This is a genomic window from Natrialba taiwanensis DSM 12281 (assembly GCF_000337595.1).
GTDB lineage: Archaea > Halobacteriota > Halobacteria > Halobacteriales > Natrialbaceae > Natrialba > Natrialba taiwanensis.
In genome coordinates, this window is the sequence record NZ_AOIL01000028.1 from 77,311 (window position 1) to 103,178 (window position 25,868).

At 63.3% G+C, this 25,868-nt stretch carries 25 protein-coding genes; 11 read left to right on the forward strand and 14 right to left on the reverse strand.

What is annotated here, in order from left to right:
- The first annotated feature begins 72 nt into the window (after positions 1–72).
- Positions 73–378 carry a hypothetical protein gene (locus C484_RS08265; protein WP_006825484.1) on the forward strand — a complete coding sequence of 102 codons (306 nt, stop codon included), beginning with the start codon at positions 73–75 and terminating at the stop codon, positions 376–378.
- Here C484_RS08265 and C484_RS24980 read toward each other — a convergent pair.
- From C484_RS24980 to C484_RS08275, 3 genes are all read right to left on the reverse strand, one after another.
- A complete protein-coding gene (locus C484_RS24980; RefSeq protein WP_006825485.1) occupies positions 375–581 on the reverse strand; it encodes a hypothetical protein in 207 nt (68 codons plus the stop codon). The genes C484_RS08265 and C484_RS24980 overlap by 4 nt on opposite strands.
- 91 nt (positions 582–672) lie before the next feature.
- Positions 673–801, reverse strand: coding sequence for a hypothetical protein (locus C484_RS24605; protein WP_006825486.1), 129 nt, complete (start codon positions 799–801; stop codon positions 673–675).
- Between the two features lie 153 nt (positions 802–954).
- Positions 955–1,884 carry a sulfide-dependent adenosine diphosphate thiazole synthase gene (locus C484_RS08275; protein WP_006825487.1) on the reverse strand — a complete coding sequence of 310 codons (930 nt, stop codon included), beginning with the start codon at positions 1,882–1,884 and terminating at the stop codon, positions 955–957.
- A gap of 278 nt (positions 1,885–2,162) precedes the next feature.
- Here C484_RS08275 and C484_RS08280 point away from each other — a divergent pair, with 278 nt between their 5' ends.
- The 4 genes from C484_RS08280 to C484_RS08295 are packed head-to-tail and all read left to right on the forward strand — an operon-like array spanning position 2,163 to position 5,414.
- A complete protein-coding gene (locus tag C484_RS08280; RefSeq protein WP_006825488.1) occupies positions 2,163–2,858 on the forward strand; it encodes a DUF4129 domain-containing protein in 696 nt (231 codons plus the stop codon).
- Positions 2,855–3,436 (forward strand): DUF7269 family protein, encoded by a 582-nt coding sequence (locus tag C484_RS08285; RefSeq protein ID WP_006825489.1) that lies wholly within the window; start codon positions 2,855–2,857, stop codon positions 3,434–3,436. The genes C484_RS08280 and C484_RS08285 overlap by 4 nt, the downstream gene beginning before the upstream one ends.
- Positions 3,433–4,689: a DUF58 domain-containing protein gene (locus tag C484_RS08290; RefSeq protein WP_006825490.1), complete on the forward strand. Its 1,257-nt coding sequence runs from the start codon at positions 3,433–3,435 to the stop codon at positions 4,687–4,689. Before C484_RS08285 ends, C484_RS08290 begins: the two co-directional genes overlap by 4 nt.
- Positions 4,686–5,414, forward strand: coding sequence for a DUF7519 family protein (locus tag C484_RS08295; protein ID WP_006825491.1), 729 nt, complete (start codon positions 4,686–4,688; stop codon positions 5,412–5,414). Before C484_RS08290 ends, C484_RS08295 begins: the two co-directional genes overlap by 4 nt.
- 148 nt (positions 5,415–5,562) lie before the next feature.
- On the opposite strand, the gene C484_RS08300 is transcribed toward C484_RS08295, so the two are convergent.
- Positions 5,563–6,000 carry a cupredoxin domain-containing protein gene (locus tag C484_RS08300; protein ID WP_006664431.1) on the reverse strand — a complete coding sequence of 146 codons (438 nt, stop codon included), beginning with the start codon at positions 5,998–6,000 and terminating at the stop codon, positions 5,563–5,565.
- A gap of 276 nt (positions 6,001–6,276) precedes the next feature.
- Here C484_RS08300 and C484_RS08305 point away from each other — a divergent pair, with 276 nt between their 5' ends.
- The 3 genes from C484_RS08305 to C484_RS08315 all read left to right on the forward strand — a co-directional run bounded on the left by C484_RS08305 (position 6,277) and on the right by C484_RS08315 (position 10,431).
- A complete protein-coding gene (locus C484_RS08305) occupies positions 6,277–7,002 on the forward strand; it encodes a protein sorting system archaetidylserine synthase (protein ID WP_006825492.1) in 726 nt (241 codons plus the stop codon).
- Positions 7,003–7,077: 75 nt separating this feature from the next.
- Positions 7,078–8,439, forward strand: a complete 1,362-nt coding sequence (locus C484_RS08310; RefSeq protein ID WP_006825493.1) for a HEAT repeat domain-containing protein — start codon at positions 7,078–7,080, stop codon at positions 8,437–8,439.
- A gap of 81 nt (positions 8,440–8,520) precedes the next feature.
- Positions 8,521–10,431, forward strand: a complete 1,911-nt coding sequence (locus tag C484_RS08315; protein WP_006825494.1) for a phospholipase D-like domain-containing protein — start codon at positions 8,521–8,523, stop codon at positions 10,429–10,431.
- A 54-nt stretch (positions 10,432–10,485) separates the two neighbouring features.
- On the opposite strand, the gene C484_RS08320 is transcribed toward C484_RS08315, so the two are convergent.
- The 8 genes from C484_RS08320 to C484_RS08355 form a co-directional block, all read right to left on the reverse strand.
- Positions 10,486–10,914, reverse strand: coding sequence for a metal-dependent transcriptional regulator (locus C484_RS08320; protein ID WP_006109917.1), 429 nt, complete (start codon positions 10,912–10,914; stop codon positions 10,486–10,488).
- A 154-nt stretch (positions 10,915–11,068) separates the two neighbouring features.
- On the reverse strand, positions 11,069–11,563 hold the full coding sequence (locus C484_RS08325) for a hypothetical protein (protein ID WP_006825495.1): 495 nt from the start codon (positions 11,561–11,563) through the stop codon (positions 11,069–11,071).
- Between the two features lie 159 nt (positions 11,564–11,722).
- Complete coding sequence (sufD, locus tag C484_RS08330; RefSeq protein WP_006825496.1) at positions 11,723–12,937, reverse strand: Fe-S cluster assembly protein SufD; 1,215 nt, start codon at positions 12,935–12,937, stop codon at positions 11,723–11,725.
- Position 12,938: 1 nt separating this feature from the next.
- A complete protein-coding gene (gene sufB, locus C484_RS08335; protein ID WP_006825497.1) occupies positions 12,939–14,369 on the reverse strand; it encodes a Fe-S cluster assembly protein SufB in 1,431 nt (476 codons plus the stop codon).
- 61 nt (positions 14,370–14,430) lie between these two features.
- Positions 14,431–15,345 (reverse strand): ABC transporter ATP-binding protein, encoded by a 915-nt coding sequence (locus tag C484_RS08340; RefSeq protein ID WP_006825498.1) that lies wholly within the window; start codon positions 15,343–15,345, stop codon positions 14,431–14,433.
- Between the two features lie 206 nt (positions 15,346–15,551).
- Positions 15,552–16,547, reverse strand: a complete 996-nt coding sequence (locus C484_RS08345) for a cytochrome d ubiquinol oxidase subunit II (RefSeq protein ID WP_006825499.1) — start codon at positions 16,545–16,547, stop codon at positions 15,552–15,554.
- The gene (locus C484_RS08350; RefSeq protein ID WP_006825500.1) at positions 16,540–17,970 is read right to left on the reverse strand and encodes a cytochrome ubiquinol oxidase subunit I; all 1,431 of its coding nucleotides are present in this window, start codon (positions 17,968–17,970) and stop codon (positions 16,540–16,542) included. Before C484_RS08350 ends, C484_RS08345 begins: the two co-directional genes overlap by 8 nt.
- 279 nt (positions 17,971–18,249) lie before the next feature.
- Complete coding sequence (locus tag C484_RS08355; protein ID WP_006825501.1) at positions 18,250–20,970, reverse strand: DNA-directed DNA polymerase; 2,721 nt, start codon at positions 20,968–20,970, stop codon at positions 18,250–18,252.
- Between the two features lie 192 nt (positions 20,971–21,162).
- On the opposite strand from C484_RS08355, the gene C484_RS23625 reads away from it, so the two are divergent.
- The 3 genes from C484_RS23625 to C484_RS08365 all read left to right on the forward strand — a co-directional run bounded on the left by C484_RS23625 (position 21,163) and on the right by C484_RS08365 (position 22,768).
- A complete protein-coding gene (locus C484_RS23625; protein WP_006825502.1) occupies positions 21,163–21,324 on the forward strand; it encodes a DUF7331 family protein in 162 nt (53 codons plus the stop codon).
- A 236-nt stretch (positions 21,325–21,560) separates the two neighbouring features.
- Entirely contained in the window at positions 21,561–22,202 is a 642-nt protein-coding gene (locus C484_RS08360) for a DUF7322 domain-containing protein (protein WP_006825503.1), read from the forward strand.
- A complete protein-coding gene (locus tag C484_RS08365) occupies positions 22,199–22,768 on the forward strand; it encodes a DUF7346 family protein (protein WP_006825504.1) in 570 nt (189 codons plus the stop codon). Before C484_RS08360 ends, C484_RS08365 begins: the two co-directional genes overlap by 4 nt.
- Positions 22,769–22,839: 71 nt before the next feature.
- Here the strand turns inward: C484_RS08365 and rad50 are convergent, their stop codons facing one another.
- A complete protein-coding gene (rad50, locus tag C484_RS08370) occupies positions 22,840–25,590 on the reverse strand; it encodes a DNA double-strand break repair ATPase Rad50 (protein WP_006825505.1) in 2,751 nt (916 codons plus the stop codon).
- Positions 25,587–25,796, reverse strand: coding sequence for a hypothetical protein (locus C484_RS08375; protein ID WP_006825506.1), 210 nt, complete (start codon positions 25,794–25,796; stop codon positions 25,587–25,589). Before C484_RS08375 ends, rad50 begins: the two co-directional genes overlap by 4 nt.
- Between the last annotated feature and the right edge of the window lie 72 nt (positions 25,797–25,868).

The following is a 25,868-nucleotide window of genomic DNA, read 5'->3' on the forward strand; positions in this document are numbered from 1 at the left end:
AGTGAATCAGTTACGGTCGGCGTCGAACGCGGACCCCGCACATTCATCACCGAACAAACATCACGGTACGACATGTTCCCGCCGTTCGTCTCTCGCAATTCGATGGTATCGGACGAGGCAAGCCCGTTCCTACAGGCATATCGGGACGTTGTTATCTACGACGGACCCGAGCCAGACGACGTGCTCTACGAGGGACCGCTCGTCGTCCACGGAAACGGCTGGCTTGAACTCGAGGGAGATCGGCTCCTCTCACCGAGTGCCGTTCATCACGTCGACATCGACGATGGTGAGGCTGAAGTCGACGACCGATCCGGTGACTTGTCTACAGACGGGAAGCGAGATCACGGTCACGATCGGGACACCGAGTACGGATTTTAGCTGTCGATAAACGACGGTCCGTCGACGAGTTCAGTTTCGGCATCCCGCCAGGTGTGGGCGGGTTCCCAGCCGAGTTCAGTTGTCGCTTTGGCCGTCGAGAACGCGGATTCCTCGCCTTCGAGGTTGCATTCCGCCGGCCGCGCTCCGAAGACGGTCTCGATCACGTTCGCGGTGGGTCGGCCGAGGTAGTTATCGGCGGCCATCGCGTGGGACGCTTCGTGGCCGTCGATATCAGCTGCAAGCGCGGCATCGACGATCGAGACGACGTCGCGGATGTCGACGTAGGATCAGAAGTTACCGCTCGGTTCGGCTGTCTCGGGGGGCGCTCGAGATCGATGCCGATACCTCGTGGCCGTCGGTTGCGAAGTGATCGACCGCCCAGCTCCCCGCACCGCCGGCCGCACCGGTAACGACGAGTTTCATGTCCGAACGCTGTATCACGGCCGCGAAAACGGTGTGGATTTCGGTGGGGGACGACGATTGCTACCTTGAGATGGGCGTTGCTGGCCGAGTGGGCATTCAGACACCTTCTTCCGACGCGACTACTATCACCACAACCACCTACCGACCGGTCGCTCAGTCGTCCGCCGGCGCGGCCCGCGAAGTCAACTCGACCGGCTCGGCGTCGACTTCGAGTTCGTCGAGCGCGACCTGGGCGGCGCGCTTGCCGGAGACGAGCATGGCACCGAAGGTGGGCCCCATCCGCGGGAGACCGTAGGTCGTCGCGGTTGCCATTCCGGTCGCGATCAGGCCATCGTGGACGAGACCGGTGTGCTCGACGACGGCGTCCTCGGACTTGCCGACCCACATCGAGTCGTGACCGGGCGAGTCGTGGCCGGGCGCGCCGTAGCTGTCGTCGCCGGTCTGGTCCATGCCCGTAGCGCTAGTCTCGGCGTCGCCGATGCCCGGGGCGTCGAGGACGCCGCGCTCGTCGAGTTTCTTGACCGCCATCGCGTCGTGGCCGGTCGCATCGATGACCAGATCCGCCTCGACCGCGATCGGATCGACGCAGGTGATCTCGCGCGGGAGCGCGTGGACCGGCGTCCAGTTCATCACGATCCCTGAGACCTTGTGATCCTCGCGGATGACGATATCGGTGAACTCGGTCATATTCTGCATCTTCGCGCCGGCGTCGCAGGCGGCCTTGATGAGTCCGGAACAGGCCTCAGGACCGTTTGCGATGTACAGTCCCTCGCTATCCTGGGACTGTTTGTACGAGACGTCGAGGTCCGCTAAGACCTGCTGGGCGGGGTCGCGGACGGTAACTTTGTTCATCAGGAAACCACCGAGCCAGAACCCGCCGCCGAGGTAGTTGTTCTTCTCGACAACCATCGTCTTGACGCCGCGCTCGGAGAGTTCTTTCGCGGCCGTGAGCCCGGAGGGCCCGCCGCCGATGATGATGACGTCCGAGTCCGAGAAGTCCATGAACTCCTCGGTCCATTCCTGTCCGATTGCGCGCGTTACGTCGGCTTCGCCGACCTGGCTGAACTGATCAAACTCGCTCATACAACTAGGTGGTATCATCCAGTAGTGAAAAGTCTATCGCGATGATTCGCAAGGGCGCGTGAAAAACGGATCAAGCAGAAGAGCCGGTGGGAGGCCCGATATCGTCGCTACGGCATCAGCGACGGCTTCGGCGGGCATCCGACTGCTCTTCTCGCACGTAGGGTAGTTCGAGGCTCCCGAGTGAACCCCGCGTTTCGGCCCATGCAATAGAACGGGCGACGAACAGCTGAGAGGACTGTGGTTTTATCTTGCTCAGTACGAATTACGTTCGTACGTGAATGCGTCAAAATAGGTCCGTCCTGATCGCAACTGCGTTCCTTTCGATCCTGACGCTCGGCGTTACCGCCTCTGTCCTCGAGACAACGCCGATCACCACCACCTATGATGTCTCCGCTGAGAGTTCCGCTCCGGGAGGCCTGTCCATCATGGATGTTCTGCTATTGCTCGTCGTTTCGTTTTTCGACCTGTTCGGGATCGAGTTCGATCCCGCCATCCTCGGGACCGGCACCGGTTCTTGGGCCGGCGGGCTCGGTCTGCTCCTCGCACTTCTGCGCTCGGCCGCGCTTCCCCTCGTCGGTATCGGCGCGGTCGTCGCCGTTCTCCTGCTCGTCAGTCGTCGGGTCCCCGAGTCGAGCGCTGTCATCGGTCTCTCCGCGCTGGCGACCCGGCGGCGGTCGGCGACACGCTCAGCGCGTTCGGACGAGACGGGCGAATCCTGGCCACCCGCCGAGCCGGAATCCGGCGTGGCCGAGGCGTGGGTCGAGATGACCGAACCGCTCGAACCGGACCGGCCGCACTGTCGCACGCCGACGGAGTGGGCCGAGACCGCTATCGACGCCGGCTTCGACGAGAGCGCCGTAACCGCAGTCACGGAACTGTTTCGGGAGACCCGCTACGGTGAGGCGGCCGAAACAACCGCGTACCGACGGAAAGCGAGGCGTGAACTCGAACGGCTCGACGGTGATTCCGAGTGAGCAACCCGAGATCGATTATTCGATGGATATCCGCCGCTGGCGGCATCCTCTCACTCTGTGCCGGGCTCGCCGTCTTGGTCGCCCCGCCGATCGGCGGCGCTCTTCACTGGCCGTGGGATGATGAAATACTGCTGGTCGCGTTTTTCGTCGTCGTGTTCGTGATCGCGGGTCTTCTCCTCCCGTTTGTTCTGCTCGACGATTCCGACCGGGCGGATCGCACGCCGCCGGAACCGATTCCATCGACGCCGCCACCCGGACGCGGGCTCGAACATGTTCTGGATCGACGATGGCTCCTGTCGCTCCCGCCGGCTCGACGGCACCGCGTTCGAGGCGGGCTCAGACGGACGACCATTCGAACGATCGTCCGAACTGAAGGGTGCGCCACGGAAACAGCCCGCGACCACCTCGCGGACGGAACGTGGACGGACGATCCGGTCGCGGCGGCGTTCGTTCGTCCCGAACCCGAATCGGACGGCTCACTTCTCCGATCGCTCCGGGAACGGTTGTACTTCACGCGAAGGGCGCGGCGAACGGCGCGGGCGGTTCTGATGCTCGCCGCGGAGGACGCCCGTCGATGACAGCTCGGCGAACGACTCGCTGGAATAGCGCGCTGATCGCCGCCCTCCTCACCAGCGGAATCGGTGCGCTAGTAGCGGACCCGACGCTATTGCTCCTCTCGATCCCGCCCGTCGTCTTCGCCGTCTATTCGCACGTCCCCGCGTCGCCCGCCACGACGCTCGAACTCGAACGGTCGTGTACCGAGCCCGCCCCCTCACACGGGCAGGCCGTGGAAGTGACGGTCACGCTCAAAAACGCGGGCGACCGGACGCTCCCCAACGTGTGTCTCGTCGACGGAGTCCCGCCGATGCTCTCGGTTACCGACGGCTCGGCCCGACACGCGGCGGCGCTCGGCCCCGGCGACAAGACGACCTTCTCCTACACGGTTACCGCGAAACACGGAACCCATCGTTTCAGGCCGGCCGCCGTCGTTCTCGAGGATATCAGCGGCAGCGTCGCGGTCGAGACGAACGTCGAGACGGAAACCGAACTTGCCTGTCGGTCGCCGGTTCGAACCGCGACGCTCGAACAGATAGCACACCGGTATGCAGGATCGACTATCACGGTCGATAACGGACACGGAACCGTATTCTCAACTGTCCGTTCCTACCAACCGGGAGATCCACAGCGAACAATCGACTGGAACCGCTACGCGCGCGACCGCGAGCTGACCACGATCAGTTTTCGCGACGAGCGCTCTCGAGCCACTCTCCTCTGTCTCGATGCGCGAGAAGTCTGCTACCGCTCAGACAGTAGCGACGAACCGCACGCCGTCTTCTACGCGTGTACCGTCGCGCGCGAATTACTCGATACCATCGCGACCGCGAACGGACCGGTCGGGCTCGCGGTCTTCGGTACCAAACAGCGGTACATTACCCCGAACACCGGAGCGCACCACGTCGAAACAATACGACAAACGCTCAACGATCCGAAACTGCTGCCGCTCGAACCGCCGAACAGAACTCGTCCCGGAGACACCGATGAACTACCGATTCGGCCGCTTCGAACGCGGTTCGGGGAGGCTAGCATCCTCCTGATATCTCCGTTACTCGACGACTCCCCGCTCGAAACGGCTCGAACCCTCCGCACAGACGGCCAGCCGGTGACGGTTATCTCGCCGGCCGTCACGGCGACGCGGTCGCTCGGGACTGCGGTCGCAGGACTCCGACGGGACAACCGTCTAGGGGCCCTTCGGCGATCGAACGTGACGGTTATCGACTGGGATCCCGAGACGGCCCTCGAGACGGCGATACGAGCGGGGGCGAACCGATGAGCGGCCTTCCGGATAAGCCGACCGATCCGACTCCAGCGAGCGCGAGCGCCGGCGTTGCATTCGTCGCGGTTTTCGGTGCGTGCATCGCCGGGTCAACGGATCCGAGACAGACGGCCCCGCTCCTTTTGGAAGCGATCGGGCTGACACTCCTCATCGGCGGGGGACTGCTCCGCCGCCGCCGGTATCGACTCGTCGGAAGCGCGGTCACCGGATTCGGATTCATCGTTGCCACCGTGGCGCTTGGTGCCTCTGTCACCCTTTCTCTTCCGTTGTCTCCGTTACTCATCCTGCTCGCGTCGGGGTCCGGAACGCTACTGGTAACCCTCGGCGTATTTCCCGTATATGGTAGGTTCGCCCGATCGTTCACGACAGCCGGTGTTGCACTCGTATTCGCCGGCGTGACAGCAACTGCTCTCATCGACGGAGCGCCACTGTGGCGATCGACGGTCGCCGTAACGATGGTGCTTCTCTCGTGGGACACGGCCGAGCGAGCGGTCACGCTCGGCGAACGGGTCGGCGGCGCTGCTGAAACCCGCTCCGTAGAACTGGCCGGAGCGATGGCGAGTTCAGGTGTGGCTCTGATAGCAATCATCCTCACGATCGCCGTCTCCCGTATCCCGGCCATCGGGTCTTCCATCGGAGGACTGGCACTGCTTTTGGTCGCAACCACGACGTTTCTCCTCGCGCTAGCTCACTTTCCCCAGATGCCGACCCCTCGACAGTGACACGCACGGAACGCTGTCTCTCGATGTGATTACAATTCGATGCCGCTGCTCGGGCGGGACCGTCGAAGAAAATGGATTCCGCTCTCAACCGTCGATCCTTGCCCCTCGGACGAGCCGCGAACGGTGACCCGCCTCCTCATACTCCCGCCTACTCGCTGACGATGATCGTCCCGACCATGTCCGCATTGACGTGCGGAATACAGATGTACTCGTACCGGCCGGGGACCTCGAAGGTGTGCTCGAACGTCTCGCGGGTATCGAGCCCGCCGCTGTGGTTCTCGCGCCACTGCTCGCGAGCGGTCGCGTCGTCCTCGAAGCCGCCGGTCGCGAAGTACTCCGCATCGTCCGGGATGCCCGATTCGAGCGCCGTAATCGTGTGAATCGCCCCGCTCGTGTTCTTCCAGACGACCGTCTCCCCGACAGTGGCCTCGTACTCCCGAGGGAGGAACTCGTTGCGAGTCATCCCGATGGTGCAGTCGTCGCCGCTGCAGGGCGAATCGTCGAACACACCGAGGGTGGACGTACAGCCGGCGAGGCTGGCCGAGAGGGACGTGCCGACGGCGGCGAGATAGGCGCGCCGGTTCATACCGAACGCTTGGGAGACTCGCGATATAACCGCCCCGGTTCCGGGCTCCGGTTCGACGCTCGAACCACCGTCAGCACTGTCCGCTTGGAGCCCTGTCTCTGCCCTTTCTGCCCACTATCTGCGCTCTCCCCAGCCATGCACCAAAATCTCTGCCGGCTCCCGCGCCGTCCCACACGACTCCCATATCCGCCGATTCCCATACCCACCGGCTCCCATACTCGCCCTGTCGTCATGAAACGAAAACACGTAAGGTACACGCCCGCCGAATCCGCGAGTATGCTCCCCCGGTTCGTCGGGCGACTGGGCGTCGCCGACGCGGTGACGATCGCCAATGCCGCCCTGGGGTTTGTCGCCGTCGTCGTCGCCTTCGTCGACATCGACCTCGCCGCCCGACTCATCCTGCTCGCCGCCGTCGCCGACGGTCTCGACGGTATCCTGGCCCGCCGCTACGGCGGCACCGATGCCGGCCCCTACCTCGATTCCCTCGCCGACGTCGCCTCCTTCGCCGTCGCCCCCGCCACCCTCGCGTTCGTCGTCATCACGGGCGGGCTCGACATCTCGTACGAGACCGTGACTGGTGAACTCCTGCTCGTCTCCGGCGTCTGCGCGCTGTTCGTCGCTATGGCCGTCGCTCGACTCGGCCTCTACACCGCCTACGATACCGCCGTCAACTACACCGAAGGCATCCAGACGACCCTCGCGGCGACCGTCCTCGGCGCGGCGATCCTCGCCGGCGTCGCCAACCCCTGGCTCGTCCTCGCCGTGACGGGCGCGTTCTGTTACCTGATGGTCTCGCGGATCAGCTACCCGGACCTGCTCGCCCGCGACGCCGCCATCATGGGCGTCGTCCACGTCCTCGCAATCTTGATCCCGAATTTCGCCGGTCGCACGTTCCCCTACGCCCTCTTGACGCTCGGACTCGCCTACATGACGCTCAGCCCCTGGTTCTACTGGCGCGAGGAAACTCCCCAGCAGGGGACGACCGCGCATGGAAACGCTTAGGACAATCCTGACACGACCGTAGCGTATGAACAGTGGTACGCGTCGGCGTCGTCCCACCCCCGGGGCGGTGAGAGTATGAGCGAGGACGACACGCCGGACCAGACCGATCAGGAAGCGGAACCAGCAGGCGAAGAATCGGAACAAACNCCCGATCTCGAGGCCATCCGAACCCAACTCGACGAGTTCAGCGACGAGGTCGAGACGCTCGAGACCGATCTCGACGCGGCCGAAACCGAGTCCGACCTCGACGACGTTGAAGCCGACCTCGAGGCGTTCCGTACCGAACTCGAAGCGGTCGAAATTCCCGAGCCGCCGGAGACGGAGGACGAGGAGGAAGAAGACGAGGACGACGAACCCGCACCCGAGGAGGAACTCCAGGAGACCTACGACGAGATCGAAAGCGACCTCTCGGATCTCGAATCCGAGCTGGAGGAGCAGCGCGGTCCCTACGGCGAGGATGTGGTCGGCGAAATCGAAGACGCCAGCGGCACGATCACGGGCACGCGCTGGACCGCGGAAGGTCGCGACGAACTCCTCGTCGCCGCCGAGGACTCCCTCGGCGAGTTCAACGAGATTCTGGGTTCATCCGTCGCGCTATCGACGGACGAGGCCGATGCAGACACGCCCGACCGACTGGCCGACACGCTCGACGACACCGTCGCCGCCGTCGAGGACGCTGAACTCGATGCCGACGAAGACGCAGAGACGATTGCCGGATTGCTCGAAGCGACCGACGACTTCCAGGGAGCCATCGACGACGCGACGGAGTGGACCGATCTCGAGGTCCGCGAACAGCTCCGCCGAGAGGGATTTTACGACGTGCTCGACCACGTCAAGGACTTCCCCCCCGAGTGGCACGCCCTCAAGGTTCACGAGAAACGCGGCAACGTCGACATGATCCTGCTGGCCTATGAGAGCCTGGGTTCGGAGTTCATGGAAAATCACTGCCTCGAGTCGCTCGCCCGCATGGGTCCCGAGGAGGCCATCGATCCGATGGTTCAGAAGGCCGGCCGACGCGACGAACAGGCGATCAGCATTCTCGGCAAGATCGGCGTCGCGGACGACGATGTCGTCGATGCCCTGCTCGACTACGTCGACTCGAACCCGACCCTCCAGAAACCGACCTTCAGAGCGCTCGGCGAGATCGGTTCCGAGGCGGCCGTTCAGCCACTCGCCAACCAACTCGTCGCCGACAACCCCGACGTGCGAAGTTGGGCCGCGCGCGCGCTCGGTCTGATCGGCGATACCCGCGCGATCGATCCGCTCGCGGACGTGCTCGCGGACGACGAGGAAGACAGAGTTCGCGCGAGCGCCGCGTGGGCGCTCAATCGGATCGGAACGAGCGACGCGCTCGAAATCGTCGCCGAGTACGACGACGACCGAGCGTACCTCGTGCAGGCTGAAGCCGAACACGCCGACCCCGAATCGGTCGCCTAACCCCACGTTCCCCACGTCCGTCGCTCCGTTTTTCTCATCGGTGCTTACAGTTTAAGTACGAAGACGCGGCCAAACCGTGTGATGTCCACTCGCCGGTCGGTCGTCCTCGCCCTCCTCGTGAGTTGTAGCCTGCTCACCGGACTCTCCGCCGGCGTGTGGGGCGTCTCTGGCGGCGCTTCGGGACCCACTCACAGCGCTGGTGCCACTGCCGGCGACGACCTCGCCTGTCCCGTTGCCGCTTCGGCCGCTTCGACCGGTTCGACGAGTTCAGCTCCCTCGACGGCCACGGGACAGAACGTCACCCGGTCCCGACTCGTCGAACTCGCGCCGAATCCGACGACCCATGGGAACGCCGGCGAGTTCGTCGTACTCGAAACGCCGCCGGACACCGGCGTTGGCAACTGGACGCTCACCGACGGCCACACCACTGCCGCGCTCCCGAACGAAACCGTCTCCGGTCGCGTCGCCCTGACCACGAACTCGTCCGCTACTCGATCGCTCACCGACGATCCGGTACTCGAACTCGAGGGGTCCGTTCGGTTCGCCGTCGACGGCGACGAACTCGAACTGCGAAACGGATCGACGGTGCTCGATTCGGTGTCCTACGACCGCGCTCCGACCGCACAACGGTGGTATCGGACCGAGAGTGTCGGTGTAGGGGTAGGTGCAGGTGCAGGTATAGATACAGAGACAGGATCGGATGCAGATCCCGGAATCAACACCGACACCCCCGGCGCTGGCACCGCTACGGACACCGCTGACGCCGACGCAACCGGACAATGGTGGCCCCACGAGGCAACCTGTCTCCCCGTCTCGCGCAGCGACGGCGGCACGGCCACAACGTTCGTTCTCCCCGATGAGCCAGCCGTGCCGCTCGACACCATTCGCGAGGCCGACGACCGACTCCTCCTCGCCGGCTACACGATCACCTCCGAATCCGTCGCCACCGAACTCGTCGCTGCAGCCGACCGCGGCGTCGACGTGGCCGTCCTCCTCGAAGCCAGCCCCGTCGGCGGCACGCCGGCCGCAACCGAATCCGTGCTTGAGACGCTGGCCGAGAACGGGATCGATGTCCGTGCGACCGGCGGCGAAGGCGCTCGCTACCGCTTTCACCACCCCAAGTACGCCGTCGCCGACGACACGATCCTGGTGACGACCGAGAACTGGGACCCCTCCGGCGTCGGCGGCGAGTCCAGTCGCGGCTGGGGCGTTCGGCTACCGGACGAGACGCTCGCAACTGAACTCGCGACCGTGTTCGAAGCCGACTTCAGCGGCTGGGATACCGAACCAGGGGCAGAATACGCGGCTCAGACGTCGTTCGTCGAGGAAGACGACGAGTTCACTTCGTCACCATCGCCATCGTATCCGACGGAACACGAGGCCGAACGACGATCCGTCGAGTCAGCCGAACTGCTGATCGCTCCCGACAACGCCGAACAGCGCGTCCAGACGCTTCTCGCCGAGGCCGATGAGGAGATTCTCATCACCCAGGCCAGCATCGACGGCGACCTCTCGCTGCTCGAGACGACAGTCGACGCTGCACGCCGCGGCGTTTCGGTTCGCATTCTGCTCGATTCGACGTGGTACAACGAGGAGGACAATGAGGCACTGGCGACTGAACTCGAGCGGCTGGCGGAACGAGAAGATCTCCCGATCGAGGTTCGACTCGTCGCAGATACCGATCGCTTCGAGAAGATTCACGCGAAGGGGATCGTCATCGACCGCGAAACCGCCGTCATCGGCAGCGCCAACTGGAACGCAAACTCCTTCGAGAACAATCGCGAGGTCCTGCTCGCAGTCCACGGATCGGACGCGGCGAGCTACTATGCAACGGTTTTCGAGGCCGACTGGAGCGGTGACACGTGGTCACTGCCGATCGGAACGGTACTCATCGGCACCGTTGCACTCGTCCTCGCAGCGCTCATCGGGCGGCGGTACATCCGCTTCGGCGACGACGCTGCTGCTGTGAGTGGCACACGGGCTGATGAGTGAGTGCCATCACTGACTGCCGCCACGAGAACACGCAACAACGAGAACGAGACTCCTTTACTTCGCGTGGTCGCCACTCTCGAGCAGTTCACAGTGGTCCTGCTCGGCGTCGAAACAGTCCGGACACTGTGCCGGGCGGTCGATAATCGTATCCAGGCGCTCGGCGACCGTATCGTCGATAACGCTCTCGAGCGCGCGGGCTTCCTCGCGGAACTCGTCGACTTCCAGTACGTTAGTGAGGAATCGTTCGATGATACAGTAGGTCTGGAGCGCGTTGTGAGCGCGTTCGAGACCCTCATCGGTCAGGGTCGCTCCCTTGTACTTCTCGTGTTCGACGAGTTCACGATCCTCGAGTTTGCCGACCATCTCGTTGACGCTTGCCGGGCTGACTTCGAGCAGGTCCGCAAGCGTTCCCGTCGAGGCAGGGCCCTCTTCGATCCGTTGTGCGAGATAGATTGCTTTGAGATATTGGTCTGCCGTGTTCATCGCGTCCCTCCGTCGCTAATACGCGTGGCGGTGATGGTATCGGTTCGACTGTGCTCGCCGTCGGTCGCGGACAGCGTCCGGACGGGGGTTTCGTTTCTGGTGCCGTGTCCGGTTCCGAATGCTGCAATCGCCTCCCTCGGAACTACCGGCATCATCATGCTCTGCGCTCCATGATTTCGGTTACTTCCTCGGCACCCTCCTTTTCCTCCTCGCGGATCGTCGTGAGGGTGTCGAGCAGTCGATCACGGTCGACTGCGAACTCGGTCTCGGAGGCGTCGATCGCGGCGATCAGGTCGTCGTAGAACTTGTACGCTGTCTCCTCGTTTGCCAACTGATCGTAGAGGACACCGTCCGTATCCTCGGGCGGACCGTACTGGGCGTCGACGAGCGTGTTGATCTCCTCGTAAGAGACCGTTTCCGCCTCGAGATCGTCGATCAGTGTTTCGAGGCGTTCACGGTGATCGGCCGACTCCTCGGCGGCGTCGACAAGTAACGTTTCCACCTCCCCGTCGACCGCATCCCGTTCGTCGGGGGGTAAGGTCTCGAGGTGGTGGGCGGCGCGTGACTCGACGACCTCCTCCAGCACGACCCCGATCTGGAGGAGTCGCGTGAGTTGCCGGTCGTTCGAGACGCGCTGTCCCAGACTCATGCTACGGCGTCAGGGCCGCGGCTACTTAATCGTCCCTACTCGCGCGCTCTCTATCTCTGTGCCCGTTCTCTTCTGCCACCAGAACGAAGCGACTACCGTCTTTGACTGCTTTGACTGGCGCGTAAAAACAGAAACAGCGGTGCAGCGAGGTGCAGTGAGTTAGTCTCGCGTGCGCAGTCGCGTCGCGATCAGTTCCTCTAAGTCCTCGCGCAGTTCGTCGACCGCGATCTCCTCGAAGACCGGCACGAAGAAGCCCTCGACGAGCATGTTCCGCGCGGCACGCGGGTTGACACCGCGAGAGGTCATGTACAACAGGTCCTCCTGGTCGATCTGACCGACCGTGGCGCTGTGGGAGGCCTCGGTGTCGTGATTGTTGATGATCAGCTTCGGCGAGGCGTCGGCCTCGGACTCGTCGCTTAGCATCAGCGTATTCTCGCGCTGATACGAACTCGTGTCCCAGGCCTCGCTGCCGACATCCTGGACGCCCTCGTAGACCGAGCGGGCGATGTCGTCGGTGACCCCGCGGGTGACGAGATCGGCCGTCGTGTGCTCTGCGCGGTGCCAGACCTTCGCGTCGAGGTCGAAGTGCTGGTCATTGTGCCCGTAGAACGCGCCGACAATCTGCGTCTCCGAACTCTCGCCGTTGAGTTCGGTCGAGACCTCGGTCTTGGTCAGTTGCGTCCCGATATTCGCCTCGATCCAGTCGATCGTGGCGTAGGTGCCGGCGTCACCGCGCTTGACGGTGAAGTTGTAGGCCTCCTCCGAGAGGTTCTGGAGACTGCCGTACTGAACCGAACTGTTCTCGCCGGCGACGACCTCGACGACGCCGCTGTAGTACTGTTCGTCCTGCTTTTGGCCCGTCGACTGCCGTTCGAGGATCGTAACCGAACTCGATTCCTCGGTGACGACGAGCGTGTAGTTGAACAGCGACTGCGAGTTCTGTTCGGTTCGGATCGTCACGTCCTCGGCATCGACGCCCTCGGGGACGTAGACCACGGTCCCGGTGCTAAACAGCGCCGTCGAGAGCGCCGTCAGGTAGTTCTCCTGCAGGTCGACGACGGAGCCGAAGTGCTCCTTCAGGAGGTCCTCGTGTTCTGCGACGGCCTCGGCCCAGGAGAGAACCTCGGCGTCGGCTGGCCCGACCTGATCCTTGTCCTCGGCGGCGTTCAGCGGGTCGACGAACGACTCGAAGTCGAGTTCGTGGAGATTCGTCCAGTCCCGACCCGGTGTCCGGATGACGTCGGGCATCTCGAGGTCGGCGAGCGCGTCGAGGGCCTCGAGGCGGGTCTCTGTGAGCCACTCGGGCTCGTCCAACTCCCCGCTGATTTGGCGGACCTGTTCTTCCGTCAGATTAGCGTGTACCTGCGTGCTCATATTATCCGAGACTCCCCTCCATCTCGAGTTCGATGAGGCGGTTGAGTTCGACCGCGTACTCGATCGGCAGTTCCTCCGTGATCGGCTCGATGAAGCCGGCGACGATCATCTTCTTGGCGTCGTCGTCGTCCAGTCCGCGGCTCTGGAGGTAGAAGATGTCCTCGTCGCCGATCTTGCCGACGGTCGCCTCGTGAGCGACGTCGACCTTCGATTCCTCGATCTCCATGTACGGCATGGTGTCCGACGTGGACTCGTTGTCGAACATCAGCGCGTCACACTCGACGGCGGTGCTCGAATTTTCGGCGCCGTCGGCGATGTGAACGAGACCGCGGTAGTTGGTGCGGCCACCGTCCTTGGAGATCGACTTGGACTCGATCGTTGAACTCGTGTCCGGCGCGTTGTGGTAGACCTTCGCGCCGGTGTCGATGTCCTGGCCCTCGCCCGCGAAGGCGATGGTGATGTGGGTGTCCGTCGCGCCGCGACCCTTGAGGATCGTACACGGATAGAGCATGGTCGCTTTCGATCCCATGCTGCCGGAGACCCACTCCATCGTGCCGTTTTCTTCGCAGATGGCGCGCTTGGTGTTCAGGTTGAAGGTGTTTTTCGACCAGTTCTGCACCGTGGAGTACTGCACGTGAGCGTCTTCGCCGACGAAGACTTCCACGCCGCCGCTGTGGAGGTTGTGAGTGCCGTACTTCGGTGCGGAACAGCCCTCGATGTAGTGGACTTCCGACCCTTCCTCGGCGATGATGAGCGTGTGCTCGAACTGGCCCATCCCTTCCGAGTTCATCCGGAAGTAGGCCTGAACGGGCATCTCGACGGTGACGTCCTCGGGGACGTAGACGAACGAGCCGCCCGACCAGACGGCCCCGTGCAGCGCGGCGAACTTGTTGTCGCTCGGCGGCACGCAGGTCGTCATGAAGTGCTCTTTGACGAGCTCGGGGTGCTCCTGGACGGCCTTGTCCATGTTGCAGAAGATGACGCCCTTTTCCTCCCACTGCTCTTGCATGTTCTGGTAGACGACCTCCGACTCGTACTGCGCACCGACGCCCGAGAGGGCGTTCTTCTCGGCTTCCGGGATGCCCAGTTTGTCGAAGGTGTCCTTGATCTCGTCGGGGAGGTCGGTCCAGTCGTCGACGCCTTCGCGCTGATCGACGTCCGGGCGGATGTAGGGAACGATCTCCTCGACGTCCAGCTGGGTCAGGTCTGGCTGCCCCGGCCAGTCCGTCGGCATCGGCATGTTCTGGTACTGCTTGAGCGCGCGGAGCCGCCGCTCTAACATCCAGTCGGGCTCGTCCTTGTCCTCGGAGATCATTCGAATAATCTCCTCGGTCAGCCCCTTGTCGGACTTGACGGCGGCGTTCTGTTCTTTCTTGAACTCGAACCGCGCCTCGGTGTCAGTATCTTTGAGGTGATCTTGTTCTGAACTCATGGTTTGTATGTAGTCGTGTTTACGGCTGTAGCGTTATTACGGTTGTTCTAGCTAAATCCGGTTACGCGGTGCCGTAGACCTCTTCGCGGACCCAGTCGTACCCCTTGTCCTCGAGTTCTTCCGCCAGCGAGGCGTCGCCGCTCTTTGCGATCTCGCCGTCGAGCATGACGTGGACGTGGTCCGGCTCGACGTAATCGAGGATACGCTGGTAGTGGGTGATCTGGAGAATACCGGTCCCCTGCTCGTCGGGCAGCGCGTTGATGCCGGTCGAAACGTCCTGGAGGCGGTCGATGTCGAGCCCGGAGTCGATCTCGTCGAGGACGGCGATCGACGGCTCGAGGATGGCTGCCTGCAGAACCTCGTTTTGCTTCTTCTCGCCGCCGGAGAAGCCGGCGTTGAGGTACCGCTGAGCGAAGCGTTCGTCCATCTCGAGCTGTTCCATCTTCTCCTGAAGGATTTCCTGGAACTCGGCGACGCCGATTTCGCCCTCGTCCGCGGGGCCTTCCATCGGCGAGGATTCGAAGCCCTCGTCTTCTGCTTCGTCCTCGTCACTGTCACCGTCTTCCTCCTCGAAGAGTTCTTCGCGCTCTTCGATCTTGGCGTTGAGCGCCGTTCGCAGGAAGTTCGTCATCGTGACGCCTTCGATCTCGGCGGGATACTGGAAGCCGAGGAAGATGCCGAGCGCGGCGCGCTCGTTAGGCTCGAGGTCGAGCAGGTTCCAGGTGCGCTGGTCCTCGTCGATCTCGATGTCCTCGCCGAACTCGTCGTCCTCGATGTGGAGCAGGACCTCGCCCTCGGTGACCTCGTAGGCGGGGTGGCCGGCGATGACCTTCGCGGTCGTCGACTTCCCGGAGCCGTTCGGTCCCATCAGGGCGTGGATTTCGCCCGACTCGACCTCGAGGTCGACGCCCTCGAGGATCTTCTCGTCGCCATCTGCTACTTCTGCGTGCAGGTTGGATAGTTCGAGGCGTGCCATAGTACTCTGTCGTGTGAATCGTGGGTCGTCCGACTGATAACGGTTTCGTATCCGACTGTATACGGTGAGTAATTCGGTAGAATATTTTCCGATTACGAAAATCGATATTTCGGGAGTGCGTACTTTGAGCGGGGAGTCAATCGGGCAAGTGAGACGGGTGTAATGGTCGAAAGTCGGGTCGAGAGCCACGAAAGAGGTGAGATAGATCAGTAGTCGCCCGCGGTCGCCGGGCCGCTGAAGACCGAGTACAGGAGCACGAAGTAGCCGACGATGAGCGGCACGAACGTGACGGCGACGATCGAGTTCACCTCGAGGGCGACCGGACTGACCACGGCCTCGCGGATCGACAGTGCGGCGGCCGGGTCGACGGCCGGGCGCATCGTCCAGGCGAGGAAGCTGACGAAGACGAGTGCTAGTCCCGCAACCGAGAGCGCCCAGCCGTAGTCCTGCCGGCGGCGGTTTGCGACGATACCGAGCGCCGCGAACGCGATCGTTCCGCCGACGGCGACGGCCGTTTCGACGGTCGATGGCATTGGTGCACTACCGGGGTCGACGACGATGAGATAGCTGATTGCCGCGAGCGCGACGGCGACGTAGCCGATCGATCCGAGGAAGCCGTACCAGCGCATCGTCCGCCGGAGGTCGCCGCGGGTCTTGATCGTCAGGAACGACGCGCCGAGGACGACCGAGAGCGTTACGAGGAGGAGGCCGACGGCGATCGCCGTCCCGTTGACCGTCGACTCGAGCCCGAACCGCCAGTTCGCAACGAGCATCCCGAGGAAAAAGGGCGCGAGCGTACTGCCGGCGACGAACGAGCGGTCACAGACGCGGTGCCAGCGGTCCGAATTGCGTTCCTCGCGGAGTTTCGAGCCGATTCCGCGGAGGACGAGCGCGGCCAGAATCGCGAAGATCAGCAGATAGTGCCGCGAGAGGAGATTCGCGTAGACGGCCGGAAACGCGGCGAAGAGGACGGTCCCGAACAGGACGAGCCACACCTCGTTGGCCTTCCAGACCGGGCCGAACGCGGCGTGCATCGTCTCTCGCTCATCGCCGTCCGCCTGGGCGTAGAGCATGCCGACGCCGAAATCGAAGCCGTCGAGCAGCAGGTACGCGCCGAGGACGGCAAAGACGAACGCGAACCAGAGTTCGGGCAGCGATTCGATGGGATACTGGACGGATGACATGGAGACGAGTTCAGTCATCTGAACCCACCACCTGCTGGCCGGCATCCGAATTCGAGCCGGAGTCGGGGCCCGAATCGCCGTCGCCCGCCGTCGGCGGCAGCAACCGCTCGCGTTCCGACCGGACGTACTGGCGGACGAGATAGCAGAACGTCACGAGCGCCGTGCCGTAGACGGCGGCCACGCCGAGCAGGGAGAGCGTCGCTTCGGCCGAGGAGAGGCCGATCGTCGCTCCCTCGGACGTTCGCAACACGCCCTGGATAATCCAGGGCTGCCGACCGACTTCGGTCACGTACCACCCCGTTATCAACGCGACGAACCCGAGCGGTGCGGAGCCCATCAGCGCCATCAGATAGCGGTCACTGGCCCGGATGCCGCCCCGGAGGAGCCGATAGCCGCCCCAGAGGCCGAGGCCGACGAACCAGAACCCGAGCCCGACCATGATGCGGAACGACCAGAAGACCAGCGCGACCGGCGGGGAGTCGTAGTTGAACTCGTTCAAGCCGGTGATTTCGGCGGACGGATCACCCCCGCTTGCGAGGAACGAGGCCAGATTCGGGATGTTGACCGTGAACAGGTTTTCGGCGCGCGGATTGTCCAGGGCGTCCAGACTCGTCGGCACCGCGATAACGTGGAGATCAGCGCCCGTTGACGTTTCGTACTGCGCCTCCATCGCGGCGAACTTCTGGGGCTGCGTGTCGGCGACGTGGCGCGCGTAGAGGTCGCCGTGGAACACCTGAAACACGGACATGACCAGCAATACCACGACCGCGGCGCGCAACGCCGTGTTCCAGACCTCGCTGTCGCGATTGTGATAGACGAAGTACGCCGCGATACCGGCGATCACGAGCGTCACGGAGATGATCGCGGCCGATTGCATGTGGACGAACAGCCACGGTAGTCGCGGCGTGAAAAACGCCGCCATCGGGTCGGTTAGCTGTGCGACGGTCCTCCCGCCGCGCTCGACGAGTTCGTAGCCCCGCGGCGTCTGCATCCAGGCGTTCGCGACCAGAATCCAGAACGCCGACAGCCAGGCACCGAGCGCCACGAAGCCCGACGAGAGGGCGTAGAACCACTCCGGGACGCGCTCGCGGCCGTACAGCAGGATGCCGAGGAAGGCCGCTTCGAGGAAGAACGCCATCTTGGCCTCGAACGAGAGCGGGCCGCCGATCAACTCGCCCGCGATCGTCGAGAACGACGCGAAGTTCGTCCCGAACATGAACCCGAGCGGAATCCCCGTGACCGTCCCCATCACGAATCCCAGCGCAAACACCTTCGTGAAGAACTCGCGGAGTCGGGCGTACCGCTGCTCGCCGGTTCGGATCTCTTGGACGACGAAGTAGACGAGGAACGGTCCGAGACCGACGGAGAGCGCCGCGAAGACGATGTGGATCGTCAGTGCCACCGCGAACTGGGCGCGGCCGGCGACGACGGGATCGAGCACGTTAGTCCACCCCCACCCGAACGGGGTAGTCACGGCGCTGTAACACGACGACCGGAACCCGATTGGAAGGGACCATGTCGACGGCTAAACCTTGGCCCAGTAACGGCATGTATCGTCTGGTGCGGCTCTCTATTGTGCCTTATCGACCCAGACGGATGCCACGTGCCGGCTGCCTATATCGGACGATGGACCGCAAGGGTGACATCGCATAACCCTACTGCAAAAACGAACGGCAGAGCGCGCTTCGAGCGACGGTGACGTGTGCGTCGCCCGAGACGGTCACATGAAACTGTCCAGTCCCTTCTGCTCCTGGCCGCTCTTTACCTCCTCCCAGGAGACGCCCAGCGCCTCGAGAATTCGCTCGATTGGCCCCTTCAGCGTCTTCTCTAACATCGTGTCGTAGTCGATCTCGAACGCCTCGGGAAGCTGGTCCTCGTACTCGAAACAGATCACGTCGGGGTCACGCTTGAACGCGCCGTAGACCGGATCGGTTCGCGCGTCGAGCCCCGTCTCGGCTTCGAGTTCTTCGAAGAAGGTCGGATCGACCCGATCGAGGTAGAGCCGTTTCGGCTTGCTGCCGCGCTGGAAGTTGGTACCGAGGAGTCGGTTGGCGTACTTCGCGCCGCGAACCTGGGCCGTATCGGTGTCGTAGTTGTCCAGTCGCTTGCCGATGCCGCCGGGGATGGCGATTTCCTCGGGCGAGACCGCACCTGCGCGAACGTCTTCGATGATGCCGTTGACGTACTCTTTCGCCCCTTCGATATCGCCCTCGCGGACGATCATCTCGATAACGCGGTGCTGGACCTCCTTCGTAATCGGGGCGATGTCCGAGCGTTTGTACTCGAAGCCGGTGATGTCGATGTCGTCGACGTCCTTGCCTTCCTTCCAGATGATGTGGCCGGCGTAGCGTTTCTTCTTGCCGGCCTGGAAGAAGCGCCGGTAGAGTTTTTCGAACTCGATCTGGAAGCGGTGTTCCTCGGCGTTCAGATCCTCCTGTGCGAAGTCGTCGTAGCGGCCGTTGATGTACTCCTCGATGTCGAAGGATTGCTCGAGGGCGTCCGCCTTGGACACGTCCGGACCGAGTTCAAGCATGACCGAGTCGGTGTCTCCGTATGCAACCTGATAGTCCAGTTCGTCCGCGGCAGTCTCGGTGAACTCGATCACTTCGCGGCCGGTCGCGGTGATCGCCGAGGCCGCTTCCTTGTCGTAGAGTCGGAACTGCTCCCAGCCGGAGACGCCGTAGAGCGAGTTCATGATGACTTTCACCGCGCCCTGCTGGCGGTCGTACTGTTCGTACTCGGGCGTGCCGGGTTCGTGCTCGTTTCGCAGCGCCTTTTTCTCCTCGCGCTCGGCGAGGAGTTCGGTGATCATCTCCCGGTTCACGCCGTCGGGTTCCTTTTGGAAGTGGGTCCCGGTGGGTGCGACGTAGGTCTCGCCGTCGTAGGTTTCGGGGTCGACCCTCGTCTCCGGCGACGCATTGATCGTCGTCATGCACATCGGGTACAGCGACTTCAGGTCGAGCACGGTGACGTTCTCCTTGACGCCCGTGATCGGTTCAAAGACGGCACCCCCTTCGTACTCCTCGCCGGCCTCCTGTTGGCCCTTCGAGGGCAGCGCAAACTGGCCGTAGGCCTGGTGGAGGACGTACATGTCGACCGCGTCGCCGGGCGTCGGCGCGTCCTCGAGTTTACAGCCCACGAACGAGCGCACCTCGTCCCAGAACGGGATGATCTCCTGCTGGCGGTCGAGTTCGACGCAGAGTTCCACGTCCCGGAGGTTGTATTCGAGCAGTTGCGTGGGGTCGTCCTCCCAGAGGTCGCCGATGTCGCCGGCGTAGCGCTCCTTGCCGACCCCTAACTCGGCTTCGCCGACCGCGTCGAGCCGGTAGGAATCGAGTTCGGAGAAGACCATCCGCTGGTAGCCATAGAGCAGGTCGAAGACGACTCGGCCCTTGATGTCCGGGCCGCCCCAGCCGCTTCGCCAGACCTCGTCGACGCGCGAGAGGCGGTCGGTCGAGAGATCGAACTCGTGGTGTGAGCCCTGGAGTTCTTCGAGTCGGTCGAGGAAGTACGGCGCGTCGAAGTCTTCGAAGTTCCAGCCGGTGAGCACGTCGGGGTCCGTTTCGGAGACGTACTCGATGAACGCCTCGAGCATTGCCTCCTCTGTCTTGAAGCTCCGGATCGTGTGGTCGATCCCGCCCTCGATCGGGTCGTACTCCTCGATCGCCGCGGGGATCTCACCGTCGCCCTCGTCGGCTTCGCAGATCCACATGACGTACTCGTCGCGGTAGGAATCGTGGCTGGTGAGACAGAGGATTTTCTCTTCGCCGTCTTCGGGGAAGCCGTGGCGGTCCTCGACCTCGATGTCGAACATACAGACGCGGGGATCGGCGTCGACGTCGACGGCCGCGACCTCGTCGTGGGGGACGACGAGCGAGCCGCCCTCCGCTCGACGCTCGGGGATGCGGATCCCACTGCGAACGTCCTTGTCGATGAGAAACCGGTTCGGGAACAGGATGTCGGCCTCGTAGTGCTCGAAATCGTCCCTGATCTGTCCCACGTCCCGGGGCGTCTGGCCGAAGATTTTCGTGAGTCGCTCGCCGCGGATGCTCTCGTAGGGCTCGCCGTTCTCGTCTTCGGTTTCTCTGCCCGTGAGCCGATCGTACTGTTCCGCGGGTGGGCGGTCGAGGGTCTCGGTTGGTGCGTAGAAGTACGGTCGGAAACCGACGAACTGGACGTGTTCGAGTTCGTTCTCGGTCGTCCGCCCGAAGACGTGCATGATCGGCCGTTCCTCGTCGCCGTAGCCGGCGATCGTGTAATCGACCTGCATCACCGCGAGTTCGAGTTCACCGTCGGGTTCGGGGAGGGTTTCTTCGACGACGTCTACCACCTCGGCCGTGGTGGTTCCACCGTTGCCCGCGATAGCGACTGCCTCTTCGTCCGGCCGCGTTGCGGACTCCTCTGAGAACTCCGTGAGTCCGGTCTGGCCCGCCTCAGTCATGGTATCGGGCTTTGTAGCCGGTGAATAAAAACCCCTGCAATCCACGCCGCTCTGTCGCCACGTAGAGACAGCTATTTGTGAGTCCGTGCGTAGCGCCGTTACCGATTTTGTTGGTCTCCACCCCAACGTGATATTGCAGCGGTAAAAAGACATATAATGTGGTAACACATACCAAGAACTCGGGTGAACGAGATGTCAACTGCTACCGACGACGTGACGGATCGTAGTTCCGCTGTAGAGTCCCCGACGATCGAATCCTACGAGACTGACGACGGCGTCGTCTTCTTCGATGCCCAGAACCCGCTCGCGTGGGTCGAAACCTCCCAGACATTGGTGCTCACGGAGATCGCCTGAACGCGGACGTGCCGTCTGATCGAAAGACGGCGCGGGTGCGTTCGACCGTGTGGCAAGCCGTGGTCTGCAATCAGCGACCTGTGAACTGCAACCCGCGAACTGCAACTCGTGAACTGTAACCTGCGACCTGCAACCTGAACTCAGAACCAGGCGCTACAACTGCGACCGACAAATGCGGCTACAACTGCGACCGACGAACGCGAATCCTTTTGCGGGTGCTCGTCTTCTGCCCACCTGTGGTATCCGATCGGACTACCGGGAACTCCGAGCGTACACACGAAGACAGCGACAAGAGCGTGGACCGAGACACGACAGTGGACGAGAACGAACTCTCCCGGCCACACGAGAGCGAGTCGTCACTCGATCCCACTGAGGAGTGGGACCCCGAAGCCGAGTTCACCGATCCCGAGAGCGATTCGTTGACGATCCCAGCAGTCGAGACCGAAGACGCCGGCTCGTCGCTCCACGATGACCTCGTCGCCGATCACGAACTCGACTCGATTCCCATTCCGGAGGTCTCGACGACCGAGTCCGACGTTCCATCGGAACTACTCAACATCTTCTGGGGACTCGTCCTGGTGATCAACGCCGCCGTTCTCGCGCTCTCGCTTGGCCTCCTCTTTTTGTTTTTCGAGGGGGTCTCGACGCACGGCGTCGGACTCGTCATCGGTGGCGTCGTTCTCTTCGGGTTCGCCTACCGGCGATATCGGACCTATCAAGCCCGCAGCGACGAGTTCACGAGCGACGGCGAGACAGCCGGCGACTCGGAGCAAGACCCTGCGAGCAGCGATGGGGCAGCCAGGAATACTGACGCTGGCAAAAGTACTTCAGGGGATGGTGCCGAACAACGGATACCGGGCGACTCTGACAGATCATGACAACCGTCCAAGATGACACCGGCAAACGATATCTGCTTCTCAAACGCTCCGAACACGCGAGCCTCGTTCGGGACCCACAGACCGGCAACGAGTGTTACGTCCAGAACGACCGCCTCGATTCGGTCGATGCTGACGAGGAATTCACTCCAGTTGCCGAGGTCGTCAGCAGCCCCGTCCGAACGCTGCTGACGACCGTTCACGACGAGACAACGCTCGGTCTCCTCTTTGAACTTGCAGACCGGGGGCCACTCGACGTGCGGACGATACTCGCCGGAAGCGAGTTCTGTGAAAGCGATCTCCACGGCCGATTGACCGTCCTGACGAGCGCCGGCCTGCTTACCGAGGTTGAACTCGGGATCGGCGGCCGGCGAGGGTATCGGCTCACGGACACGGGCGAACGGGCACTGGAAACGATTCGATTCGATACTGCGGAGACTGCGAGTTCGGAGTCTGGTGAACAAATCGGTATGGATACGAGTACGGAGACGGACACCGCGCCCCAGGAGGGCGAGACGGACGACACGAGTTCGGTTCGCAAGCCGCCTCTCGAAACGCGAGAGTCGTAGCGGTACCGAGTAGCGGGTGGCCGATCGGGTTTTATCGGGGCCGGGAGGCGAAGCGTGAACTGTGGGAGCCGTTACTCTGCCGCGAGGAGTGCTGTTTCGGGCGGTTCGCCGCGTTCGAGTTGCGAGCGATTCGACGTTGCATCCTTCTCGACGCGGACCAGCGAGTCCGCCGCGCCGACGAGTTCGCGGTCGTGGCTGACGACGACAATCTGTTCGACACCGAGGTCGCGCATCGACTCAACTAGGGAGACGAGTTGCGTGACGTGGCCGGAGTCGAGGAAGACGGTCGGTTCGTCGAGGATGAGCGGGGGCATCGGCGCGGCACCCTCGACGCCCTCGGCGAGCAGGCGGTAGATGGCACACCGCAGGCTGAGGTTGAACAGCGCGCGCTCGCCGCCGGAGAGCTGTTCGGGATCGAGGCTCTCGCCGTCCTTCTGGTAGACCGTCAATTGGTAGTCGCCGTCGAGGTCGATCCCCGCATACGAATCGTTCTGGTAGACCAGTTCGAACGTCTCGTTCAGCAGGCGTTCGAGCGTCTCGACGTTTCGCTGGCGCAGTTCCGACCGTAACTCGCCGTAGGTCGTTTGTAGCGTTTCGGCCTCGCCGTACAGCGATTCGAGGGTTTCACACCGCTGTTCGACGGTATCGAGGCGATCCCGAAGCCGCTCGAGTTCGTCGAGTTTCTCCTCGACGCCGCCGATCTTCCCCTGGAGATCGTCGCGTTCGGCCTCGAGTTCGTCGAGTTTCTCGTCGACCTGATCGATGTAGCCCTCGGCGTTTTGCTTGTCTTCGCGCGCCGTTTGAACACGGTCCTCGTCGAACTCGGAATCGAGGTCGCGCTTGCGGTCGCGTTTCGTCGAGAGCGTCTCGCGGCGCTCGTCGTTCATCTCCTGCCAGTCGGCCCGTCGCTCCCGGCGGGTTTCGATCTCGCGCGCGAGTTCGGCGCGCTCGTCGGCGATTTCGAGCACGCGTTCGAGCGTCTGGATGGTTTCTTTGAGAGCGCTCCGTTCGCCGTTTATTTCGCCAAGCGTCACCCGGATCTCGTCGATTTCGGATTCGAGGTTGTCGGCCGCCTCGCGCTTCGATTTCGCCTCGGATTCGAGGTCGTCAGCCTCCTCGCGCAGTGCGTCTCGCTGGTCGCGTCGCTCATCGACGGCCGCCCGTTTTTCGGCGAGCAGTTGCGCGACGTTGTCGCGGTTGTCTTCGAGTCGTTCGACGCGCCGCTCGGCCTCGCGGAGCGCTTCGAGGTCTTCGAGACGCGCGTCGAGTTCGGCTCGTTCCGTCTCGAGTTCGTCGCGGCGCTCTGCGAGTTCGGCGCGTTCCTCGCGTTTCTCGTCTAACACGTCGACGTGCGGCGAATTTTCGACGGGCTGGCCGCACTCGGGGCACTTGCCCGCCTCGAGTAACGTTTCCGCCTCCTCGATGGCGTTGTCGACCGCCTTGATGTCTGCAGTGATGTCGTTTCGGTCGGCGACGACATCCTCGCGCTCTGTCTCGAGTTCGGCGAGTCGCGCTTGCGTCTCGCCGAACGCGACCGCATCGTCGTTGTCGCTGTCGCCGTCATTGTCGCTGCCGCTGTCGCCCGTCGCCTCCCCGTCCGCAAACCGCGCTCGGAGCGACTCGATCTCGTCTTCGAGGTCGGCGAGTTTCTCCTCGCGCGCTTCGATCTCCGATTCGTCGTCGTCGAGTCGCTCGCTGAACTCGGCGGCGTCCTCGCGGGCGTCGGCCGCCTGCGCGTCGAGATCGGCTGCCGCTTCGCGGAGCCGTTCCTCTTCCTCGGTTTTCGTCTGGATCGAGGCCCGAACGTCCGCGAGTTCGTCCTGGAGCTCCTCGTCGCGGGCTTCGAGGTCGGCGATGTGGCTCTTGATCGTCTCGTCGTTGTCGGCGTCGCCGGCAGGATCGATGTCGCGGTCGAGTTCGGCGAGCAGGTCGTCGCGCTCCTCGGCGAGTTCCTCGCGGGTTTCCTTCCGATCGCGAATCTCGTTCTGGGCGGTCTCGCGTTGTCGCTCGGTTTCGCTGATCTTCGACTGGAGCGAGTCGATCGCTTCGGTGAGCGTTTCGATCTCCTCGCGAGTCTCCTGGTGGCGGTCGAGCACATCTTGGGCGGTCTCTAACGTGTCGACGGCCTGTTCGCGCTGGGTTTCGTAGTGCTCGAGTTCGTCGACGAGTTCGTCGCGTTCGGTTTCGAGGGCGTTCAGCGTGTCGTGGAGATCCTGCGCTTCTTTCTGTTCGACCTGCGAACGGACGTCGTCGAGGACGTCGCGCTGGCCGTCGAGGACGGTCTTGACGCCGAGGCGGGCCTCGCTCGCCCGCTCGCGGTACTCCTCGAGTGCGCCCAGTTGGAGCAGGTCGTCGATCATGTCCTGGCGGTCGCTCGGCGAGGCGTGAATGAGTTTGTTGACCTCGCCCTGGCGGACGTACGCGCAGTTGACGAACGCCTCGGCGTCCATCCGGAGGAGTTCGGTAATCGTCCGGCGCACGTCGCGTGCGCCCTCGATGGTGTCCGCGGGCGTTTCGAGGACGCACTTCGTCGTCGTCGCCCGGTCGCCGCGGAGTTTGAGTCGGCGCTCGACGCGGTACTCCCGGTTGTCGTGGGTGAACCAGAGTTCGATTTCTGCCTCGTCTTCGCCGGTCGTGATCACGTCGTCGAGCGTGCGGTCGTCGAGCGCTTTCGAGCCGTAGAGGGCGAAGAAGACGGCCTCGAGCAGCGTCGATTTGCCGCTGCCGTTGACGCCGTGGACGACGGTGACACCCCGATCGAGCGAGAGGTCGGCGTTGCCGTAGCACTTGAAGTTCAGCAGGCGGATTCGATCGGCTCTCACGCGAAATCACCCAGTGAGGCGTGGTCCGTCTCTCCGTCGCCGTCCGCCCGACCGCCGTCCTCGGTTGTCGCCGCAGTACCCTCGGTCTCGGCGGGTTCGCTCGCCCCTTTCCGTTCTCCTTCTTCTTCCCCTTCGCCTTCGTCGCTGGCTGTCGCCGCGGTGGACTCCGTGTCTGTGCCCCCGAGTTGATCCGCAACCGTCGTCACGCCCTCGTCTGCAGGCTCGCGGTCCGGGACTGGATCGAACGCGATTGCTCAGATCGGAAGAGCGGTTCAGCA